The organism is Streptosporangium becharense (assembly GCF_014204985.1).
Taxonomy (GTDB): domain Bacteria; phylum Actinomycetota; class Actinomycetes; order Streptosporangiales; family Streptosporangiaceae; genus Streptosporangium; species Streptosporangium becharense.
This window is the reverse complement of record NZ_JACHMP010000001.1, coordinates 7,334,789-7,350,922: the sequence shown is the minus strand read 5'-3', so window position 1 is coordinate 7,350,922 and position 16,134 is coordinate 7,334,789. Positions and strand designations below refer to the sequence as shown.

Annotated in this window: 15 protein-coding genes and 5 pseudogenes; 9 read left to right on the top strand and 11 right to left on the bottom strand. The window is 69.3% G+C overall.

Going from position 1 to position 16,134, the window contains the following annotated elements; translation table 11 throughout:
• The first annotated feature begins 8 nt into the window (after window positions 1-8).
• From F4562_RS31795 to F4562_RS31765, 7 genes are all read left to right on the top strand, one after another.
• Window positions 9-1,133, top strand: a complete 1,125-nt coding sequence (locus tag F4562_RS31795; protein WP_184546870.1) for an NAD-dependent epimerase/dehydratase family protein — start codon at window positions 9-11, stop codon at window positions 1,131-1,133.
• Window positions 1,133-2,122 (top strand): dihydrodipicolinate synthase family protein, encoded by a 990-nt coding sequence (locus F4562_RS31790; protein WP_184546868.1) that lies wholly within the window; start codon window positions 1,133-1,135, stop codon window positions 2,120-2,122. The genes F4562_RS31795 and F4562_RS31790 overlap by 1 nt, the downstream gene beginning before the upstream one ends.
• The gene (locus F4562_RS31785) at window positions 2,106-3,260 is read left to right on the top strand and encodes a hydroxyacid dehydrogenase (protein WP_184546866.1); all 1,155 of its coding nucleotides are present in this window, start codon (window positions 2,106-2,108) and stop codon (window positions 3,258-3,260) included. The genes F4562_RS31790 and F4562_RS31785 overlap by 17 nt, the downstream gene beginning before the upstream one ends.
• A 112-nt stretch (window positions 3,261-3,372) precedes the next feature.
• The gene (locus tag F4562_RS31780) at window positions 3,373-4,197 is read left to right on the top strand and encodes a fumarylacetoacetate hydrolase family protein (RefSeq protein WP_184546864.1); all 825 of its coding nucleotides are present in this window, start codon (window positions 3,373-3,375) and stop codon (window positions 4,195-4,197) included.
• Window positions 4,194-5,096 (top strand): GNAT family N-acetyltransferase, encoded by a 903-nt coding sequence (locus F4562_RS31775; RefSeq protein ID WP_184546862.1) that lies wholly within the window; start codon window positions 4,194-4,196, stop codon window positions 5,094-5,096. The genes F4562_RS31780 and F4562_RS31775 overlap by 4 nt, the downstream gene beginning before the upstream one ends.
• A gap of 176 nt (window positions 5,097-5,272) precedes the next feature.
• The gene (locus tag F4562_RS31770; RefSeq protein ID WP_184546860.1) at window positions 5,273-5,866 is read left to right on the top strand and encodes a DUF4291 domain-containing protein; all 594 of its coding nucleotides are present in this window, start codon (window positions 5,273-5,275) and stop codon (window positions 5,864-5,866) included.
• A 262-nt stretch (window positions 5,867-6,128) separates the two neighbouring features.
• Complete coding sequence (locus F4562_RS31765) at window positions 6,129-7,361, top strand: glycosyltransferase (protein ID WP_184546858.1); 1,233 nt, start codon at window positions 6,129-6,131, stop codon at window positions 7,359-7,361.
• Window positions 7,362-7,379: 18 nt separating this feature from the next.
• Here F4562_RS31765 and F4562_RS36750 read toward each other — a convergent pair.
• Together F4562_RS36750 and F4562_RS36745 are read right to left on the bottom strand one after the other, a co-directional pair.
• Window positions 7,380-7,607: pseudogene (locus F4562_RS36750) on the bottom strand (IS5/IS1182 family transposase); the annotation flags it as partial.
• On the bottom strand, window positions 7,513-7,761 hold the full coding sequence (locus F4562_RS36745; protein ID WP_375782496.1) for a hypothetical protein: 249 nt from the start codon (window positions 7,759-7,761) through the stop codon (window positions 7,513-7,515). The gene F4562_RS36745 and the pseudogene F4562_RS36750, both read right to left, overlap by 95 nt.
• A 397-nt stretch (window positions 7,762-8,158) precedes the next feature.
• On the opposite strand from F4562_RS36745, the gene lepB reads away from it, so the two are divergent.
• Window positions 8,159-8,761 carry a signal peptidase I gene (gene lepB, locus F4562_RS31755; RefSeq protein ID WP_184546856.1) on the top strand — a complete coding sequence of 201 codons (603 nt, stop codon included), beginning with the start codon at window positions 8,159-8,161 and terminating at the stop codon, window positions 8,759-8,761.
• Window positions 8,762-8,903: 142 nt separating this feature from the next.
• Here the strand turns inward: lepB and F4562_RS31750 are convergent.
• The 3 genes and pseudogenes from F4562_RS31750 to F4562_RS31740 all read right to left on the bottom strand — a co-directional run.
• Window positions 8,904-9,566, bottom strand: a pseudogene (locus F4562_RS31750) (helix-turn-helix domain-containing protein); the annotation flags it as partial.
• Window positions 9,567-9,630: 64 nt separating this feature from the next.
• Entirely contained in the window at window positions 9,631-10,092 is a 462-nt protein-coding gene (locus tag F4562_RS31745; protein ID WP_184546854.1) for a winged helix-turn-helix domain-containing protein, read from the bottom strand.
• Window positions 10,093-10,575: 483 nt separating this feature from the next.
• Window positions 10,576-10,899 (bottom strand): alpha-amylase inhibitor, encoded by a 324-nt coding sequence (locus tag F4562_RS31740; RefSeq protein WP_184546852.1) that lies wholly within the window; start codon window positions 10,897-10,899, stop codon window positions 10,576-10,578.
• A 537-nt stretch (window positions 10,900-11,436) separates the two neighbouring features.
• Between F4562_RS31740 and F4562_RS31735 the strand changes: the two genes are divergently transcribed.
• On the top strand, window positions 11,437-11,592 hold the full coding sequence (locus tag F4562_RS31735; RefSeq protein ID WP_184546851.1) for a hypothetical protein: 156 nt from the start codon (window positions 11,437-11,439) through the stop codon (window positions 11,590-11,592).
• On the opposite strand, the pseudogene F4562_RS31730 reads toward F4562_RS31735, so the two are convergent.
• The 6 genes and pseudogenes from F4562_RS31730 to F4562_RS31705 all read right to left on the bottom strand — a co-directional run.
• Window positions 11,583-12,184: pseudogene (locus F4562_RS31730) on the bottom strand (transposase); the annotation flags it as partial. The gene F4562_RS31735 and the pseudogene F4562_RS31730 overlap by 10 nt on opposite strands.
• A gap of 12 nt (window positions 12,185-12,196) precedes the next feature.
• Window positions 12,197-12,538: an integrase core domain-containing protein gene (locus F4562_RS31725; RefSeq protein WP_184546849.1), complete on the bottom strand. Its 342-nt coding sequence runs from the start codon at window positions 12,536-12,538 to the stop codon at window positions 12,197-12,199.
• Window positions 12,519-13,896: pseudogene (locus tag F4562_RS31720) on the bottom strand (IS30 family transposase). The gene F4562_RS31725 and the pseudogene F4562_RS31720 overlap by 20 nt, the downstream one beginning before the upstream one ends.
• 79 nt (window positions 13,897-13,975) lie before the next feature.
• Window positions 13,976-14,521, bottom strand: a pseudogene (locus tag F4562_RS36740) (IS3 family transposase); the annotation flags it as partial.
• Window positions 14,522-14,556: 35 nt separating this feature from the next.
• The gene (locus F4562_RS31710; protein ID WP_184546848.1) at window positions 14,557-14,877 is read right to left on the bottom strand and encodes a transposase; all 321 of its coding nucleotides are present in this window, start codon (window positions 14,875-14,877) and stop codon (window positions 14,557-14,559) included.
• A gap of 337 nt (window positions 14,878-15,214) precedes the next feature.
• Window positions 15,215-16,054, bottom strand: a complete 840-nt coding sequence (locus F4562_RS31705) for an IS5 family transposase (protein ID WP_184546846.1) — start codon at window positions 16,052-16,054, stop codon at window positions 15,215-15,217.
• Window positions 16,055-16,134 lie beyond the last annotated feature (80 nt).

Sequence of the window (16,134 nt, the reverse complement as noted above, 5' to 3'; positions counted from 1 at the left end):
GAGTAGAGATGTTCACTTCGGAAACCGAACTGGAAGACCGCCTGGCCACCCCGTCGGCGGGGCTCGTCGCCGACCTGGCCGCCGGATCGGGCGACCTGGTGGTGCTGGGTGCGGGCGGGAAGATGGGGCCGAGCCTGTGCCGGCTGGCCCGCCGCGGCCTGGACGCCGCCGGCCGCCACGGCGACCGGGTCCACGCCGTCTCCCGCTGGAGCGACCCCGCCGCGGCGGCCGCCCTCGCCGGGGACGGCGTGGAGATCGTCCCGTTCGACCTGCTCGGCGGTGACCTGTCCGGGCTGCCGGACGGGGCCGACGTGGTGTTCATGGTGGGTGCCAAGTTCGGCACCAGCTCCGCGCCGTACCAGGCGTGGGTCGTCAACGCGGCCCTGCCCGCCCGGGTCGCCGAACGGTACGCCGGGGCCAGGATCGCGGCCTTCTCCACTGGCAACGTCTACCCGCTGGTGCCGGTGGCGGGCGGCGGCAGCTGTGAGGACGACCCGGTCGGCCCGGTCGGCGAGTACGCCATGAGCTGTCTCGGCCGGGAACGGATCTTCGAGCACGGCGCGGCCGTCCGGGGCACCAGGGTGGCGATCCTGCGCCTGAACTACGCGGTCGACCTGCGGTACGGCGTGCTCGCCGACATCGGCCAGGCGGTCCTCGCCGGGGACCCGGTCGACGTGACCACCGGGCACGTCAACGTGGTCTGGCAGGGCTACGCCAACGAGGTGGCCCTGCGCGCGCTGAACCACGCCTCGGCCGAGCCGTTCGTCCTCAACCTGACCGGCCCGGAGACCGCCTCGGTCCGCCGGATCGCCGCCGCCTTCGCCGACCGCTTCGCCACCGGCGGGGGTGGTTCGGGGAGTTCGCCGGACACGGCGAGCGGAGACCGGGACGGCACGGCGGTTTCACCGGACACGGCGAGCGGGAGCGTGGGCCGGGGCGGGGCCGGGGTCGTGATCGCGGGCCGGGAGGCCGAGACCGCCCTGCTCAACGACGCCACCCGGTGCCACCGGCTGTTCGGCTACCCCGAGGTGCCCCTCGGCACCCTGATCGACTGGCAGGCCGCGTGGCTGCTGGCCGGGCTGCCCACCTCCGGCAAGCCGACCAAGTTCACCGTCCGCGACGGGAGGTTCTGATGGACCGCGAGAAGGACCACGAGACGGCCGTCATCCCGGCCCACCCGCTGGCGCTGACCGCCGACCGCGTCCTGGACGAGCGCCGCCAGGCCGGGCTGACCCGCTACTACCTCGCGGCGGGTGCGACCGGCCTGGCCGTGGGCGTGCACACCACGCAGTTCGAGATCCGCCAGGCGGGGCTGCTCGAACCGGTGCTGCGGCTGGCCGCGGACGTCGTCCGCGCTGAGGCGGGCCGCCCGTTCACGATGATCGCCGGGGCGTGCGGCGACGTGCGGCAGGCCGTGGCCGAGGCCGAGCTGGCCGCGTCCCTCGGCTACGACGCGGTGCTGCTGTCGCCGGTGGTGCCCGGCGCCTCCGAGGCCGACCTGCTGGCGCGGGCCGCGGCCGTCGGCGAGGTGCTGCCGGTGGTGGGGTTCTACCTGCAGGTCGCGATCGGCGGGCCGGTGCTGTCCCGGGGGTTCTGGCGGGCCCTGGCCGACCAGCCGTCCACGGCCGGGATCAAGATCGCTGCTTTCGACCGGTACCGGACGCTCGACGCCGTGCACGGTGTCGCCGCCTCCGACCGCCGGGACGAGGTCGCCCTCTACACCGGTAACGACGACCACATCGTCGGCGACCTGCTGGCCGAGCTGCCCGGCGGCCTGCGCTTCCGCGGCGGGCTGCTCGGCCAGTGGGCCGTCTGGACCGCCGCGGCCGTGGAGCTGGCCCACGGGGTCGGCCGGGACCCGGCGCTGTGGGCGAGCCGCGCGAGCGCCGTCACCGACGCCAACGCCGCCGTCTTCGACCCCGGAAACGGCTTCGCCGGGTGCATCGCCGGAGTCCACGAGGTGCTGCGCCGCCAGGGCCTGCTCGCGGGCACCTGGTGCCTGGACCCGGCGGAGACCCTCTCCCCGGGCCAGGCGGAGGAGCTGACCCGGGTGAGCGCGGCCTACCCCTGGCTGACGGACGACGACTTCGTGGCGGAGCACGTCGATGACTGGCTCCGCTGACCCGGCTCCCCCGGCGCCCGCCACCGACCCGGCTCCCCCGGTGCCCGCCGCTCCCCCGGCACCCGCCACCGACCCGGCTCTCCCGGCATCCGCGGTTCCCTCCGCGTCCACGGCTCCCGAGGGGGCCGCGGTCCCCCCGGTGCCCGCCGCTGCCCCCGCGTCCCCGGGCGGGGAGGTGGCGCGGCCCCTGCGGGTGCTGGTGAGCGTGCCGCCGGGGCTGCGCGGGCAGTTCTTCCCCGACCCCGCCCCGCTGCTGGCGCTCGGCGAGGTGACCTTCCTCGACGACCACCGGGACCTGCCCGGAGCGCTGCCCGGAGCCGAGGTGCTGGTGACCAGCTGGGGCGTGCCACCGCTGGGGGCCGCCCTGCTCGACCTGGCCCCGCAGTTGCGGCTGGTCGCGCACACGGGTGCGAGCGTCAAACCGTTCGTCACCGGCGAGCTGTGGGCCAGGGGCATCCGGGTAACCCAGGCCGGGGCGGGCATGGCACGCTCGGTCGCCGAGGTGGCCCTGGCGTTCACCATGGCGCTGCTGCACCAGGTGCACCGTTTCGACCACGCGCTGCGCGGCGCGGTCCCCTGGGCCGAGGCGGAGCGGGCGCCGCTCCGGCACGAGATCCTGGGTTGCCCGATCGGGGTGATCGGCGCCTCACGCACCGGCCGGGCGTACATCGACCTGGTCCGCGCGCTCGGCGCCGACGTCCGCGTCGCCGACCCCTACCTGGAGGACGCGGTCGGCCTGGACGAGCTCCTGGCGACCAGCCGGATCGTCGCCGTGCATGCACCGGCGCTCCCGGAGACCCGGCACCTGCTCGGCGCGCGCGAGCTGGCGCTGATGCCCGACGGGTCGGGCCTGGTCAACACGGCGCGCTCCTGGCTGGTGGACGAGGCCGCGCTCCTGGCGGAGCTGCGCACCGGACGGCTCGACGCGGCGATCGACGTCTTCGACGAGGAGCCGCTGCCGGTGGACCACCCGTTGCGGAGCCTGCCGAACGCGCTGCTCACCCCGCACCAGGCGGCCGGGACCGCGCAGGGCCGCCGCAGGCAGGGCGAGGTGGTGGTCGCCGAGATCGCCCGGCTGGCGGCGGGGCTGCCGCTGGAGCACGCGGTGACCGAGGAGATGCTCGGCCGCATGGGCTGAACCGTCCCGGGGAGGAACGCCCACGGACGACGCGGCCTCCCCGCGGACGATCTCCTACGATTTCCGAGGATTTCCGATAGCTTCCGATGACTTCCGATGACAAGGAGCGATCATGCGTTACATGCGTGTCGGCGAGCCCGGCCGGGAACGGCCCGTCGCCTTCGACGGCGAGCGGTACGCGGACCTGTCGGGCGTCACCCCCGACATCGACCCCGCCTTCCTGGCCCGCGGCGGGGTGGAGAGCCTGGCCGGGCTGCCGGGCATCGACGTCGCCGGCCTGCGGGTCGGCCCGCCCGTCACCCGCCCCGGAGCGGTGCTGTGCGTCGGCCAGAACTACGCCGCCCACGCCGCCGAGTCGGGCGCCGAGCCTCCGGCCAGCCCGATCCTGTTCTACAAGGCCCCCAACACGGTCGTCGGACCGTACGACGACGTGCTGGTCCCGCGCGGTTCCGCGAAGACGGACTGGGAGGTGGAGCTCGCGGTGGTGATCGGCCGCCGTGCCCGCTACCTCGACTCCCCGGACGAGGCGCTCGCCCACGTCGCGGGGTACGCCATCTCCAACGACGTCTCCGAGCGCGACTTCCAGCTCGCCCAGTCCGGCGGCCAGTGGTCCAAGGGCAAGAGCTGCGAGACCTTCAACCCGCTGGGCCCGTGGCTGGTCACCCCTGACGAGATCGGCGACCCGCAGAAGCTCGGCCTGCGCTCCTGGGTGAACGGCGAGCCGCGCCAGGACTCCACCACCGCTGACATGATCTTCAGCGTGGCGTACCTGGTCTGGCACTTGTCGCAGTTCACCGTGCTCGACCCGGGCGATGTGATCAACACGGGCACGCCCCAGGGGGTCGCCCTGTCGGGCCGCTTCCCCTACCTGGCTCCCGGCGACGTCATGGAGATGGAGATCGACGGGCTCGGGCGGCAGCGGAACGTGCTGGCGTGATCCGGTTCCGTACGGCGACGCCCGCCGACCGGGAGGCCCTCTACCGGACGTGGGCCGAGTGCTTCGACGCGCCGCACGTCGTGCCGTTGTACGAGAGCGACCCGGGCAGGTACGGCCGCACGTTCGTCGCGGCCGGGGACGACGGGATCCACGCCGTGGTCTACTACGTGCCCCGCCGCATCCGCAACGCCTCCGGCGGGACGGACCTGGTCGGCGGGGTCGCCGACGTCGCCACCCGGCCGGACGCCCGCGGTCGCGGCCACGTGCGGCGGCTGCTGGGGATGGCCGTGGACGACATGGCCGCCGCGGGCTGCGCCTGGTCCCTGCTGTTCACCGGCACCCCCGGCGTCTACGCGGGGTCCGGCTGGTCGGTCTTCGAGCTGACCCACCCGGCCGGGGTCCTGGCCCGTCCGGGCGCCGCCGACCCGCTGACCCGGGTCAGGCCCGCGACCACCGCCGAGTGGCCGCTCCTCGCCGCGCTGTACGAGCGCCACAACGCGAACCGGCCGCTGACGACCGTCCGGGGGCCGGACGACTGGAAGGTCCGGGTACCCGTCTGGTACGGGCCGCCGGTGGAGCTGACCGTCGCCGAACGCGGCGGCGAGGCCGTCGGCTACCTGGCCGCCCGGTGGCACCCCGGCTCGGTCGAGATCCTGGAGACCGCCGGAGAGCAGGCGGCCCTGTTCCGCACGGTCACCGCGGAGGCCGCCCGTCGGGGTGTCACCCACGGGTCGGCGCGGCTGCCCGCCGATGAACCGGCCAGTGCGGCGCTGCCGCTGCTGCTGTCGCGGGTGGAGCAGGTCGTCGACGCCACCGGCATGGTCCGGCCGATCCTGGGTGACCCCGCCCCGGTGGTCGGCTCCCCCGCCGCCGTGCACTGGCCGGCCGACTACTTCTGACGGCCCCGCCGCGGCACCTTCGGGAAAGGCCCCGCGGCGGCGCCTTCGGGAACGGCGCTGCCGGGGCACTTCCGGGAACGGTCCCCCCTGGCGCCTCCGTGAAAGGCGTGCGGGCCCGGCGGTCCGCGGGTAAAACCCGTTGCCGCCGGGTGTCCGGTTTCGCCAGGCTGGTGCGCATGAACGCCCCCTACCGGCAGATCCGCGCCGCCCACACCGAGGAGTCCATCACCGTCTACCAGGCGTACGACCCGGCGATCGCCGACCGGGCCGTGGCGGCGCAGACCTTCGTCCCGCCCTTCAAACGGGAGCGGATGACCTGGATCAAGCCGTCGTTCCTGTGGATGATGTACCGCTGCGGCTGGGCGGCCAAGCCCGGCCAGGAGCGGGTCCTGGCGGTCGAGATCAGCCGGTCGGGCTTCGAGTGGGCACTCGCGCACTCCTGCCTCAGCCACTACCGGCCGGACCAGCACGCCGACCACGACGCCTGGGCCGACCGGCTCCGGCGCAGCCCGGTGCGCGTCCAGTGGGACCCGGAACGCGACCTCCGGCTGAACCCCCTGCCGTACCGCTCTCTCCAGGTCGGGCTGTCCGGCCCGGCGGTCCACCGCTACCTCGACGAGTGGATCGTCTCGATCACCGACGTCACCGGCCTGGCCCACGAGGTCCACGAGGCCGTACGCGATCACGATCTCGACCGGGCCCGCGGCCTGCTGCCGGTCGAACGGCCGTACCCGCTGCCGCAGGAACACCTGCGGATCATCGGCGCCTGACCGCCGCCCCGCCCGCCGCGTCGCCGACGCCATCCGGGGCGGCGACCGATCGATGACCGCATCGATGACCGCATGGCCCCGGCGGGCGTCCCGGACACCGCCGTCGCCGAGACTCCACCACTACCCGAGTCTCACGACGCGAGGAGAATGATCATCCCCGCCGTTTTCAATCTATAGCGCACCTGGGGGCTTGCGGCAAGACCCGGGGCGTACCGCAGAATCGTCGCTCGAACCCAGAACCTGCGGAAACGGGGAATGTGAAATGCGGGTGCTGTTGTCGACGTACGACTCACGCGGGGGCATCGAACCGCTGGTGGCACTCGCGGTGCGGCTGCGGGACCTCGGCGCCGAGGCGCGGGTGTGCGCGCCGCCGGACTGCGCGGACCGGCTGGCCGAGGCCGGCGTGCCACTGGTGCCGGTCGGCCCGTCGGTGCGCGCGATGGTGCACGGGAAGGCACGACCGACGGCGGCGGACGTGCCCCGGTTCGCGAGCGACCTGATCGCCACGCAGTTGGACGAGCTCGCCGCGGCCGCCGCCGGGGGATGTGACGCGCTGGTGGTGTCCGGCCTGGTGCCTGCCGTGGTCGGCGCGCGTTCGGTGGCCGAGAAGCTCGGCATCGTCTCCGTGCACGTGAGCTACTGCCCGATCTTCCTGCCGTCACCGCACCACCGGCCGACGCCGCTGCCGGGCCGGCCGATCCCACCGGAGGTGACCGACAGCCGGGAGCTGGACGAGCTGTCCATCCGGAACTACAACGCGGTCTTCGGCGAGGCGCTGAACACCAACCGGGCGTCCGCCGGTCTGCCGCCGGTGGACAACGTCCGCGACTACATGTTCGGCGGCCGGCAGTGGCTGGCGGCGGACCCGGTCCTGGCTCCCTGGCGGGAACCGGCGGGCCTGGACGTCGTGCAGACCGGCGCGTGGATCCTGCCGGACGAACGCCCGCTGCCGGTCGGCCTTGAGGCGTTCCTGGACGCCGGCGCACCACCGGTGTACGTGGGCTTCGGCAGCCTGCCCACCCCAGAGGACATCGCCCGCACAGCTGTCGAGACGATCCGGGCGAAGGGCCGCCGCGTCGTCATCGCCCGCGGCTGGGCCGGCCTGGCACCGATCGACGACCGGGACGACTGCTTCACCGTCGGCGAGGTCAACCAGCAGGAACTGTTCGGCAGGGTGGCCGCCGTCGTGCACCACGGCGGCGCGGGCACCACGACCACGGCCGCCCGTGCGGGCGTGCCACAGGTGGTGGTGCCCCAGATGGGTGACCAGCCGTACTGGGCGGGCCGGGTGGCCGAGCTGGGCATCGGCGCAGCCCACGACGGTCCGACGCCGAGCACCGAGTCCTTGTCGGCCGCACTCGAAACGGCTCTGGCCCCCGAGACCCGAGCACGGGCGAAGGCCGTGGCCGGCACGATCCGCACCGACGGGGCGGCGGTGGCTGCGAAACTGCTGCTTGAAGCGATCAGCCGGGGAAAGGGGCCGACGCCCGCATAACTGATCGTTCCAGGATGAGGTCCGGAGGCGGCGCAGGCGGATGACGCCGCACGCCAGGCCGGGCGGTCCTTGACCGATCGGCGCAGTGCCGGCGCAGTGTTCGTAGCGGACGTGTAGCCGCTTGAACTGGTGCAGTCAGGCGAAGGTCCGCTCAACCACCCACCGGATGGTGCCCAGGCCGGAGTTGCGCGGCATGCCGCGGCAGGCGATGAGCGGCGTGATCCCGCGCTTGCGCAGGCGGCGACGAGCGGAGGTGGAACTTCCCGGCGATCAGTACGGCGACGCGTGCACCGGTCCCGCGCCGGTCGTTCCAGCCGTGCGCGGCCGTGCCCTTGGCCGGCAGCGCCTCCAGCCGGGCGGCCTGCTCATCGGTGAGTTCGCAGACGGACTTGCGCGTCATGCCCGGCGGGTGGGCCACCCGCGGTGGCTGGATTCCTCCGGAGGACATGTCCGCTGTCGGCGCCGCAGTGCCTCGCGCCGCTGTCGCCCGGTGTCGGACGCTCCTCCGCTTCTGCCGGAGCACCTGATACTTCCCGGCTGCCACCTGGGAAAACAGTGAGAATGAGCGCTCCGAACGATGCGCGACGCCCGGATTTCTTCGTCAATACCAGGCCGTCGGCGAACGCGTTGATCTTGTGGCGGGAAACGGTAGTCTTCACATGAAAAGTGCCTCGTGGACTGGCGTGGGCCGAACTGCCAGCAAGCCCCACCCTACCAGGTCATGGGCACTTTTCTCGTGCAGGCGCTCAAGCCCGACGAAATTCACCACGACAGATCGCGGCTAATGGAGGTATCTCATGATGGTCAACTCTGAAAACAAGCAACCCAAGCCCTCCCGCAAGAGTGCCGTACGCGAGAGTCTGCTTCTACTGGTCTGCGGTGCCGTGGTGGCGACGCTGCTGCAGGGGTTCGTCTTCCCGTTCTTTTGGATCCCGTCGGAGTCCATGGAGAACACCCTGCGCGAGGGCGACGGCGTGGTCGTCAACAAGCTACACGGTGCAGTCGAGCGCGGTGACGTGGTGGTTTTCAAGGGCTGGAATGACATAGACACCATCAAGCGGGTCATCGCGATCGGTGGCGACACCGTCAAGTGCTGCGACGCCGAGAAGAGGATCACCGTGAACGGGGTCCCACTCGACGAGAAGGACTACCTCCACCCCGACGATTTCCCCTCCAAAAAAGAGTTCGAGGAGGTTGTTCCCGAGGGCCGCCTGTGGGTCATGGGCGACCACCGCTCAGCCTCTCATGACTCCCGCAGTCACGAGGAGCAGGAAGGCGAGGGGACAATCGCGGAGAACGACGTGATCGGCCGCGCTGTGGTGATCTGGTGGCCCTTCTCCAGGATGGCCGTCCTCTCGACGCCGGACGCGTTCACCCAGACGTTCACCAAAGGTAAATAGCTGAACCTTTTCATCCCGGGCGATGGACCTCCTGGTCACAGGATGATCTCAAGTGGGGTATTCGTCCGATGGCATAGAAAAGTCCCTAGCAGAGGGGGGCGATCGTCACAATCAGATCCGTCAGCTCGAACGACGATGGACAAGACAGTACGCGTTCGATGCGGGGAATGCCGACGGTGGCGAAGAAGGCCGCGGCGCGGCGCAGGAAGGCGGCGCAGGTGGCGGCTTTCTCGTCGGTGTGGACCTCGCTGTAGGCGATGCGGGTGTGGTCGTCGACGGCTGAGTGGATGTAGTCGAAGCCGGTGACGCGGCGGCGGTCGGGGCAGGCGGCGCGGCCATGGATCCGCCAGCCGCCGCCATCGGGGATGCGGCCGAGCTTTTTGACGTCGATGTGGACCAGCTCGCCGGGGCGGGCACGCTCGTAGCGGCGGATGAGCTGTCCGGTGGGCCGGTCGAGGAAGGACAGCCGGTGCAGGTGGTGGCGGGTCAGGATGCGGTGCACGGTGGAGGGGGCCAGGCCCAGGATCGGGCCGATGCGGGCCGGGCCGAGTTTGCGGCCGGTGCGGAGCCGGCACACGCGGGCCTCGAGGTGAGCCGGCGTGCGGTGCGGGGTGGTGTGCGGTCTGCTGGGCCGGTCCAGCAGACCCGTCTCTCCTTCCGTGCGCCAGCGGCGGACCCACTTGTGTGCGGTGGCACGGGAGATGCCCATCTCAGCGGCGACATGCGCGACCGGCCGACCGGACAGGACGCGTTCGACGAGGAGTCGTCTGCCATGAACGGTCAGGCGGGCATTACGGTGGGACACGAAGACCTCCGTGTGTGGTGTGGAGCCTAGACACCTCCACCACATCGGAGGTCTTCGCTATTGATCAAGCCCTACTGTCAACAACGTTCATGGTCAATACACCTAGAGCGCGGCGGCCCGGGACCTGGCAGGTGTAGCCGTTGCGGCGCAGCAGTTTGCGCACCCCTTGCAGGGTGTAGGTCAGGTGGAAGCGCCGGCCGATCAGGGTCTTGATGCGGGCCAGGGTCCAGCGCTGGTCCGGCCAGCCGTGCCAGACGGGCCCTTTGACCAGTTCCTGTTCCAGGACGGTGAGTTGTCGCTCACCGAGCCGGGGCAGAGAGGCCGGTCCGTGCGAACGCAACGCCGTGGCCCCGCCGCCCTGCCAGTCCCTCTTCCATCGTTGAACGGAGCGGACACTGATCCGCAGGTCCCACGCAATGGCCGTGCTGGACTCATCCCGGGCGAACCTCTTGGCCGCCTGTAACCGTAGCCGTTCGCGGAACGCTCTTCGCTCGGCGGACAGTCCTCCGCCCTGCGCGTATCTCACGTTGCCGATATACCCGGCAATCAAGGCACGTCAAGACCTACGACACCACAAGTTCAACCTTAGTACCAGGCAGACCACCGCATATTGATATCGTTTTTCGATTATCGCAGGAGGCGACGAGGTAAACCGTGGCATATCAATACAGGTCAGGGTGCGATGATAGGGTGCCGAAGAGTTACCTCGACACCCTATTTCTGGAAACATAACCCCAGCGACTTCGAAGGCCCCCCAACCGGCTTCCAGTAACGGTGCTCAAGCGCCTGGATCAGGCCAACCGAAAGCGGGAGGGCCTCCTTGACGCCCTCCCGCCTCCGACGCGACCGCCTATAAGGGACGCAGCCTGGCCGAACGATGTCTTGACAAGCCCAATCAGTAGCGGACCGTGGCCGACCATTTCGACAAAATCGCCAGCCGCTATCTCACGAACCCTGTCATTGCATCCTTAATGCTCTGACTTCACTAGGTCGAGCTGCCAAACACTTTCTAGCAGACTTCGACGCGCATATAGGTTCCGATCGTCCAGTTGTAGAAGAAGCGCTCGTGCCGCTTAAGGTGAATGCAATCGGAGTCCGGAGCCCAGTCGAGGATTACCCTAACACTCATGGCTGTGCTGCAGCTGTTGTACAGCTCTACCTGGCCGGATTTCACATCCCGGGTGATACAGGCAGGCGCCGTACCGGCGAAAGCGGCGTCAGTGGCGGTGGTATCGGGAGCAGGGGTGAAGTCGGCGATGGCGGCGGTGGCCGGGGCGGCACTGACGATGCTTAGAGCGGCCGCGAGGGAGGCTAGAACCATCTTCTTCCGCATGTCTGGTTCCCTTTCGTTGGGAGGATTTGGGTTCATCGGAGGCGCGTAGGCTACGGAGTTGGCTAGGCAATATTTCCGGACGACAGACTTGGGAATCATCTTCCCTGGTTAGTGTTCAGAAATCACTGCTGCTATAGCTGCTCCAAAGCGCCACTTGCCTGCCTCGTGGGAACTTTATTTCACTTGAGAAGCGTTTGACAATCCACTGTCAGCGACAGTGGATCACGCTGTGCAACACTACTTTGCGCCTCGGCCTCCGTAGAGCATAAATCCCCTGACAGAAGTGGCGATTCCTGAGTCTCGACTTAACAGCTAGACGTTTCATGTTTCCACTGATGAAAAAATCCGGGCGTCACGCATCGTTCAGAGCGCTCATTCTCACTGTTTTCCCAGGTGGCAGCCGGGAAGTATCAGGTGCTCCGGCAGAAGCGGAGGAGCGTCCGACACCGGGCGACAGCGGCGCGAGGCACTGCGGCGCCGACAGCGGACATGTCCTCCGGAGGAATCCAGCCACCGCGGGTGGCCCACCCGCCGGGCATGACGCGCAAGTCCGCCTGCGAACTCACCGATGAGCAGGCCGCCCGACTGGAGGCGCTGCCGGCCAAGGGCACGGCCGCGCACGGCTGGAACGACCGGCGCGGGACCGGTGCACGCGTCGCCGTACCGAGGAAGAAAGCCGGAGGTTACGCCTGATCGGAGATCGCGAGTCCGGTCTCGGCGACGAACCCGTTGAGCAGGTCAGGCCGGTACTGCATGGATTTGAGCCGACTCTTGATCAACACGGTGAGCTGGTCGATGCCGTGAACGGTGAAGTTGAGGACCTTGGTGCGCAGGTTGGACCAGATGCCCTCGGCCGGGTTGAGATCGGGTGCGTACGGTGGGAGCCGATAGACCAGCAGCCAGTCGGCCTGGGCCGCGATCCAGGTGCGCATCTCGGCGCTGACGTGCTCGGGCAGGTTGTCCCACATCAGCGAGATCGGCCCGCCGAGCTGGGCGTGCGCGACGCTCAGCAGGGCTTGGAAGGCTTTCTCTCCGAAGCCCTTGGGCTCGTTTTTGCGGCGGTGGTAGGTGAGCGTGCGGTAGATCAGGCGGGTCCGCCGGCCGGGTTTGATGCAGATCAGCCCGGCGATCGAGGTGCGCCCCGCTCCGCTGTAGGCGACCGGCAGGACCGGGGTGCGGCCCGCGGGTGCCCACGTTCGTCCTTTGGGCGGTCTCAGGCTCTGGCCGGATTCATCGGCCAAGCACAGCTTGGAGTCCCGGGCCGCCCGGGTGTGGATCGCCCCGGCGAAGTTGGAGGCTAGATCGCTTGGTTCTCGGCCGTCAGGTCAGTGCCGGCGGTCGATCGGTGGAACCTCTCCTCGTACTCGGCCGGAGGGACGTTCCCGCAGTAAGAATGTAGCCGTTCAGAATTGAACCAGGCAACCCACTCCATCGTAGCGATAGTCACGTCCATGATGCCTTTCCAGCCGCCATAGAAGTCGATGAGCTCCTTCTTGTAGAGACTGTTCAGGGACTCGGCTGCTGCATTGTCATACGAGTCCCCCTTGCTGCCAACAGAACGCGCCGCGCCGACCTGGTCGAGCCGTTCCGCATAGCGGATGGAAGTGCATTGCTCAGGTTCAAGGGGTCGTCGCAACACTGCTGCTCAGCAGCGAGTCTAGATGATCGCTGAAAGCCTCAGCCGGTGTTCTCCATCCGAGGGTCTTGCGGGGCCTGGTGTTGAGCGCGAACGCAACAGCGGCCAACTCCTCGGCATTCCATCGTGACAGGTCGGTGCCTTTGGGAAAGTACTGCCGCAACAGGCCGTTGGTGTTCTCGTTGGTGCCACGCTGCCAGGGGCTATGAGGGTCGGCGAAATAGACCTGCACGCCGGTGTCGATGCGCAGTTGTGCATGCTGGGCCAATTCCGTCCCCCGGTCCCAGGTCAGCGAGCGGCGCAGCTGCTCGGGCAACCCGGTGATCTCCTTGGCGATCGCGTCCCGCACGGCTTCGGCACCGCGGCCGGCCAGCGCCGGGCCGTTCTTCACCCGTTCCTGAGTGCCGTAGCCCTCCATCCGGGGCAGGTGCAGCAGAAGGGTGAACCGGGTGGTGCGCTCCACCAGGGTCCCGATCGCGGAGCGGCCGGTGCCGATGATGAGGTCGCCCTCCCAATGGCCTGGGACGGCGCGGTCCTCCACCTCAGCGGGCCGCTGACTGATCACCGCGTCCGGGGTGACATGGCCGCGGGCCTGACGCCGGCTGCGAGCGCGTGGGACACGCAGCGCACGACCGGTGCGCAGGCAGGCGACCAGCTCGCGGTTGAGCGCTCCGCGGCCCTGGATGAACAGGGCCTGGTAGATCGCCTCGTGCGAGATGCGCATGGACTCATCATCGGGGAAGTCCACCTTGAGCCGGTTGGAGATCTGCTCAGGACTCCACGACAGCGCCCACCGGCGGTCTTGACGCCGGGGCTTGTTCCGGCCCTTCCAGGCTGACGGGCGCGGACCGGTTACCGGTTTGCCGTCCGGCCCCTGAAGCTGACCGGCCAGCCGGGCCTGCACGTACTCCCGTAGCCGGTCATCGGCCACCAGTTTCGGCGTCTTGGGGCGCCGCGCCATCAGCTCGGCCTTCCACTGCGCGATCGATGCCCGGTAGTCCAGGCGGCCACCTCGCGTGGCGGCGTTGCGCCGCAGTTCCCGCGAGATGGTCGAGGGCGACCGGCCCAAGCAGCGCGCGATCTCGCGAACCCCCTTGTGCTGAGCCTTGAGCAGGGGCGATCTCCTCCCGCTCGGTGAACGACAGGTACCTGCCGGATGGCGGACTGAGTTCGATCAACGGCATGCCGCCACCCTCGCGGAACCACCGAGACCCGACCGGCCCCGACACGCCGCAGGCCAGGGCGGCATCCTCGCTTGTCAGCCCCTCTGCGATCTTCCTCCAGAACGCTCGCTCCACGTCCCGACGGATCGGAGGCCGTCCCGGTGACCGCATCGCCGACCGCCCGGTGCGCGTCGTCATCCACCCCGCTGGTCTGCCCATGCAACACCTCCGGATCAAGGTGTTGCGACGACCGGTTGAATCCGCCTTGAACTCCTCTATCCGAGTGGTGGACGAGGCCGCCGACGTCACCTCCGCGAGACCAGATCGCCATTTCCAAGGCGTCGAGTGCCAGGTCAGCGCCCAGGTGGTCGGCGACCTGCCAACCAACGATCCGCCGCGAGTACAGATCCTGCACGAACGCGGTGTAGACCCAGCCGACCGCGGTCGCCACATAGGTGATGTCCGCGACCCATCGCAGATCCGGCCGGTCAGCGGTGAAGTCGCGTTCCAGCAGGTCACCCGGCCGGTCCTGGCCGGAGGTAGTGGTGCGGGGCCGCTTACGGCCTGCGGTCACCCCAGCAAGCCCGAGCTCGCGCATCAGCCGCTCGACCGTGCACCGGGCCATCGTGATTTCCTCCCGATTGAGCTGTCCCCACACCTTCCGCGCCCCATGAAGACCGCGTCCCGGGCCGTTCCACACCCGCAGAATCTCTCCTTTCAGGTATTCGTCTCGGACCGCACGAGCCGACGGACTCGACTCCCGCTTCTTGGCCGCCCAATACGTGGACGGAGAAACTTCCAGCACAGCACAGATCGGCTCCACACCGAACTGTTCACGATGGGTATCGACGAACTCGACTAGCGCGGCAGTTTGGGGCCGAGTTCCCGGGCGAAATACGCCGACGCCGCTTTCAAGATCTCGTTCGCCCGCCGCAACTCACGCACTTCACGTTCGAGCTCTCCGATGCGCTGAGCATCGGACGTCGTCCGGCCCGGACGCTGCCCGCCATCGACCTCGGCCTGCCGGATCCACGTCCGCAACGCCTCCCGATGCACCCCGAGCTGGTCGGCGACCCGGGCGATCGTGCCTGTCCGCTCGCCCGTCTGCTCACGAAGCTCAAAGACCATCCGAACCGCACGTTCACGCAGCTCAGAGCTGTACTTCCTCGGTGGTGCCATAGCTCCTCACCCTTTCAGGTTCAGGAGCCTCCAACCAACCCGGGGTGATCCACCTCGATCGCCGGGCTGGTCTGCGCCAAGCCCGGTGAGCGCACCTGTCCGATCTACCGCACGCTCACCTGCTACCGCCGCAAGGGCGAGCAAGGGCTTCGCAGAAAAAGCCGTCCAGCTCCCGCTGTATGCCGCGCACGCCCAACTCGGCGGGCCGATCGAGGTCCACAACGAGTACCTGAGCCGGTGGCTTGCAGCATGAAGTAATCATCAAGAAGCTGTCCGAAGAATGCGGGCCCCTCACTCAGTGGGTGTTTGATCCCGGGAGTTCTGTCTGATTAGTGTTTCAGGCGCCTCGCCAGGTTGGGGTGGATTCGCGGGTGAGGCGGCGGCTCATGAGGTCGATCATGGCGATGTGGATCATGGCTTCGGAGCGGGCCGGTAGGGCTTCGTAGTCGCGCACCAGGCGGCGGTGGAACATCAGCCAGCCCAGAGTTCGTTCGACGACCCAACGCCGCGGTAGGGCGGTGAATCCCCTGGTGGCGGGGTCGCGGCGGACGACTTCGACATCGATGCCCAAAGCGGCGCCGCCTTCGATGACTTTGGTGCGGTAGGCGCTGTCGGCCCAGGCCTTGGTGATCGTCGGGTTGTCTGCGGCGGCCTGGGTCAGCAGGGGCAGACCGGCGGCGCCATCGGAGACGCTGGCAGCGGTGACCATGACCGCCAGCAGCAGTCCGAGGGTGTCGGTGACGATGCTGCGCTTGCGGCCGGCGATCTTCTTGCCCGCGTCGTAGCCTTGGCCGGCGGCGGGGACGTTGGCGGAGGTCTTGACGCTTTGGGCGTCGATGACGCAGGCCGTGGGGTCGGGATCGCGGCCTTCCGCGGTGCGGGCCAGACGTCGCAGCAGGCTGTTGAGCTGGGTGAAGACGCCGTCGTTCTGCCAGTGGGCGAAGTAGCCGTAGACACTCTGCCAGGGCGGGTACTCGTGCGGCAGGTAGCGCCAGGGGATGCCGGTGCGGTCGACGTAGAGGATGGCGTTCATAATGGCGCGCAGGTCATGTTCACACGGCCGCCCGATGTCCAGGCCTTTGCCTCGGCGGTCGGCGCGCCAGGCGCTCAGCACCGGCTCGACGAGCGCCCAGCGGGCGTCGGACAGGTCGCTGGGGTAGGGGCGCTGCTCGGCCATGCTTCCGGCGTATCGTGCGGCACATCGGCCGCCCAGACCTCGAATGGCATTCCTCACCGGCAGGTAAGGACAGGGCACCA

Bases quoted from the DNA above. Each gene is read 5' to 3' on its own strand.
- F4562_RS31795 (WP_184546870.1), top strand. From the start codon at position 9: ATGTTCACTTCGGAAACCGAACTGGAAGACCGCCTGGCCACCCCGTCG.
- F4562_RS31790 (WP_184546868.1), top strand. From the start codon at position 1,133: ATGGACCGCGAGAAGGACCACGAGACGGCCGTCATCCCGGCCCACCCG.
- F4562_RS31785 (WP_184546866.1), top strand. From the start codon at position 2,106: ATGACTGGCTCCGCTGACCCGGCTCCCCCGGCGCCCGCCACCGACCCG.
- F4562_RS31780 (WP_184546864.1), top strand. From the start codon at position 3,373: ATGCGTTACATGCGTGTCGGCGAGCCCGGCCGGGAACGGCCCGTCGCC.
- F4562_RS31770 (WP_184546860.1), top strand. From the start codon at position 5,273: ATGAACGCCCCCTACCGGCAGATCCGCGCCGCCCACACCGAGGAGTCC.
- F4562_RS31765 (WP_184546858.1), top strand. From the start codon at position 6,129: ATGCGGGTGCTGTTGTCGACGTACGACTCACGCGGGGGCATCGAACCG.
- F4562_RS36745 (WP_375782496.1), bottom strand. From the start codon at position 7,761: ATGACGCGCAAGTCCGTCTGCGAACTCACCGATGAGCAGGCCGCCCGG.
- lepB (WP_184546856.1), top strand. From the start codon at position 8,159: ATGATGGTCAACTCTGAAAACAAGCAACCCAAGCCCTCCCGCAAGAGT.
- F4562_RS31740 (WP_184546852.1), bottom strand. From the start codon at position 10,899: ATGCGGAAGAAGATGGTTCTAGCCTCCCTCGCGGCCGCTCTAAGCATC.
- F4562_RS31735 (WP_184546851.1), top strand. From the start codon at position 11,437: ATGACGCGCAAGTCCGCCTGCGAACTCACCGATGAGCAGGCCGCCCGA.
- F4562_RS31710 (WP_184546848.1), bottom strand. From the start codon at position 14,877: ATGGCACCACCGAGGAAGTACAGCTCTGAGCTGCGTGAACGTGCGGTT.
- F4562_RS31705 (WP_184546846.1), bottom strand. From the start codon at position 16,054: ATGGCCGAGCAGCGCCCCTACCCCAGCGACCTGTCCGACGCCCGCTGG.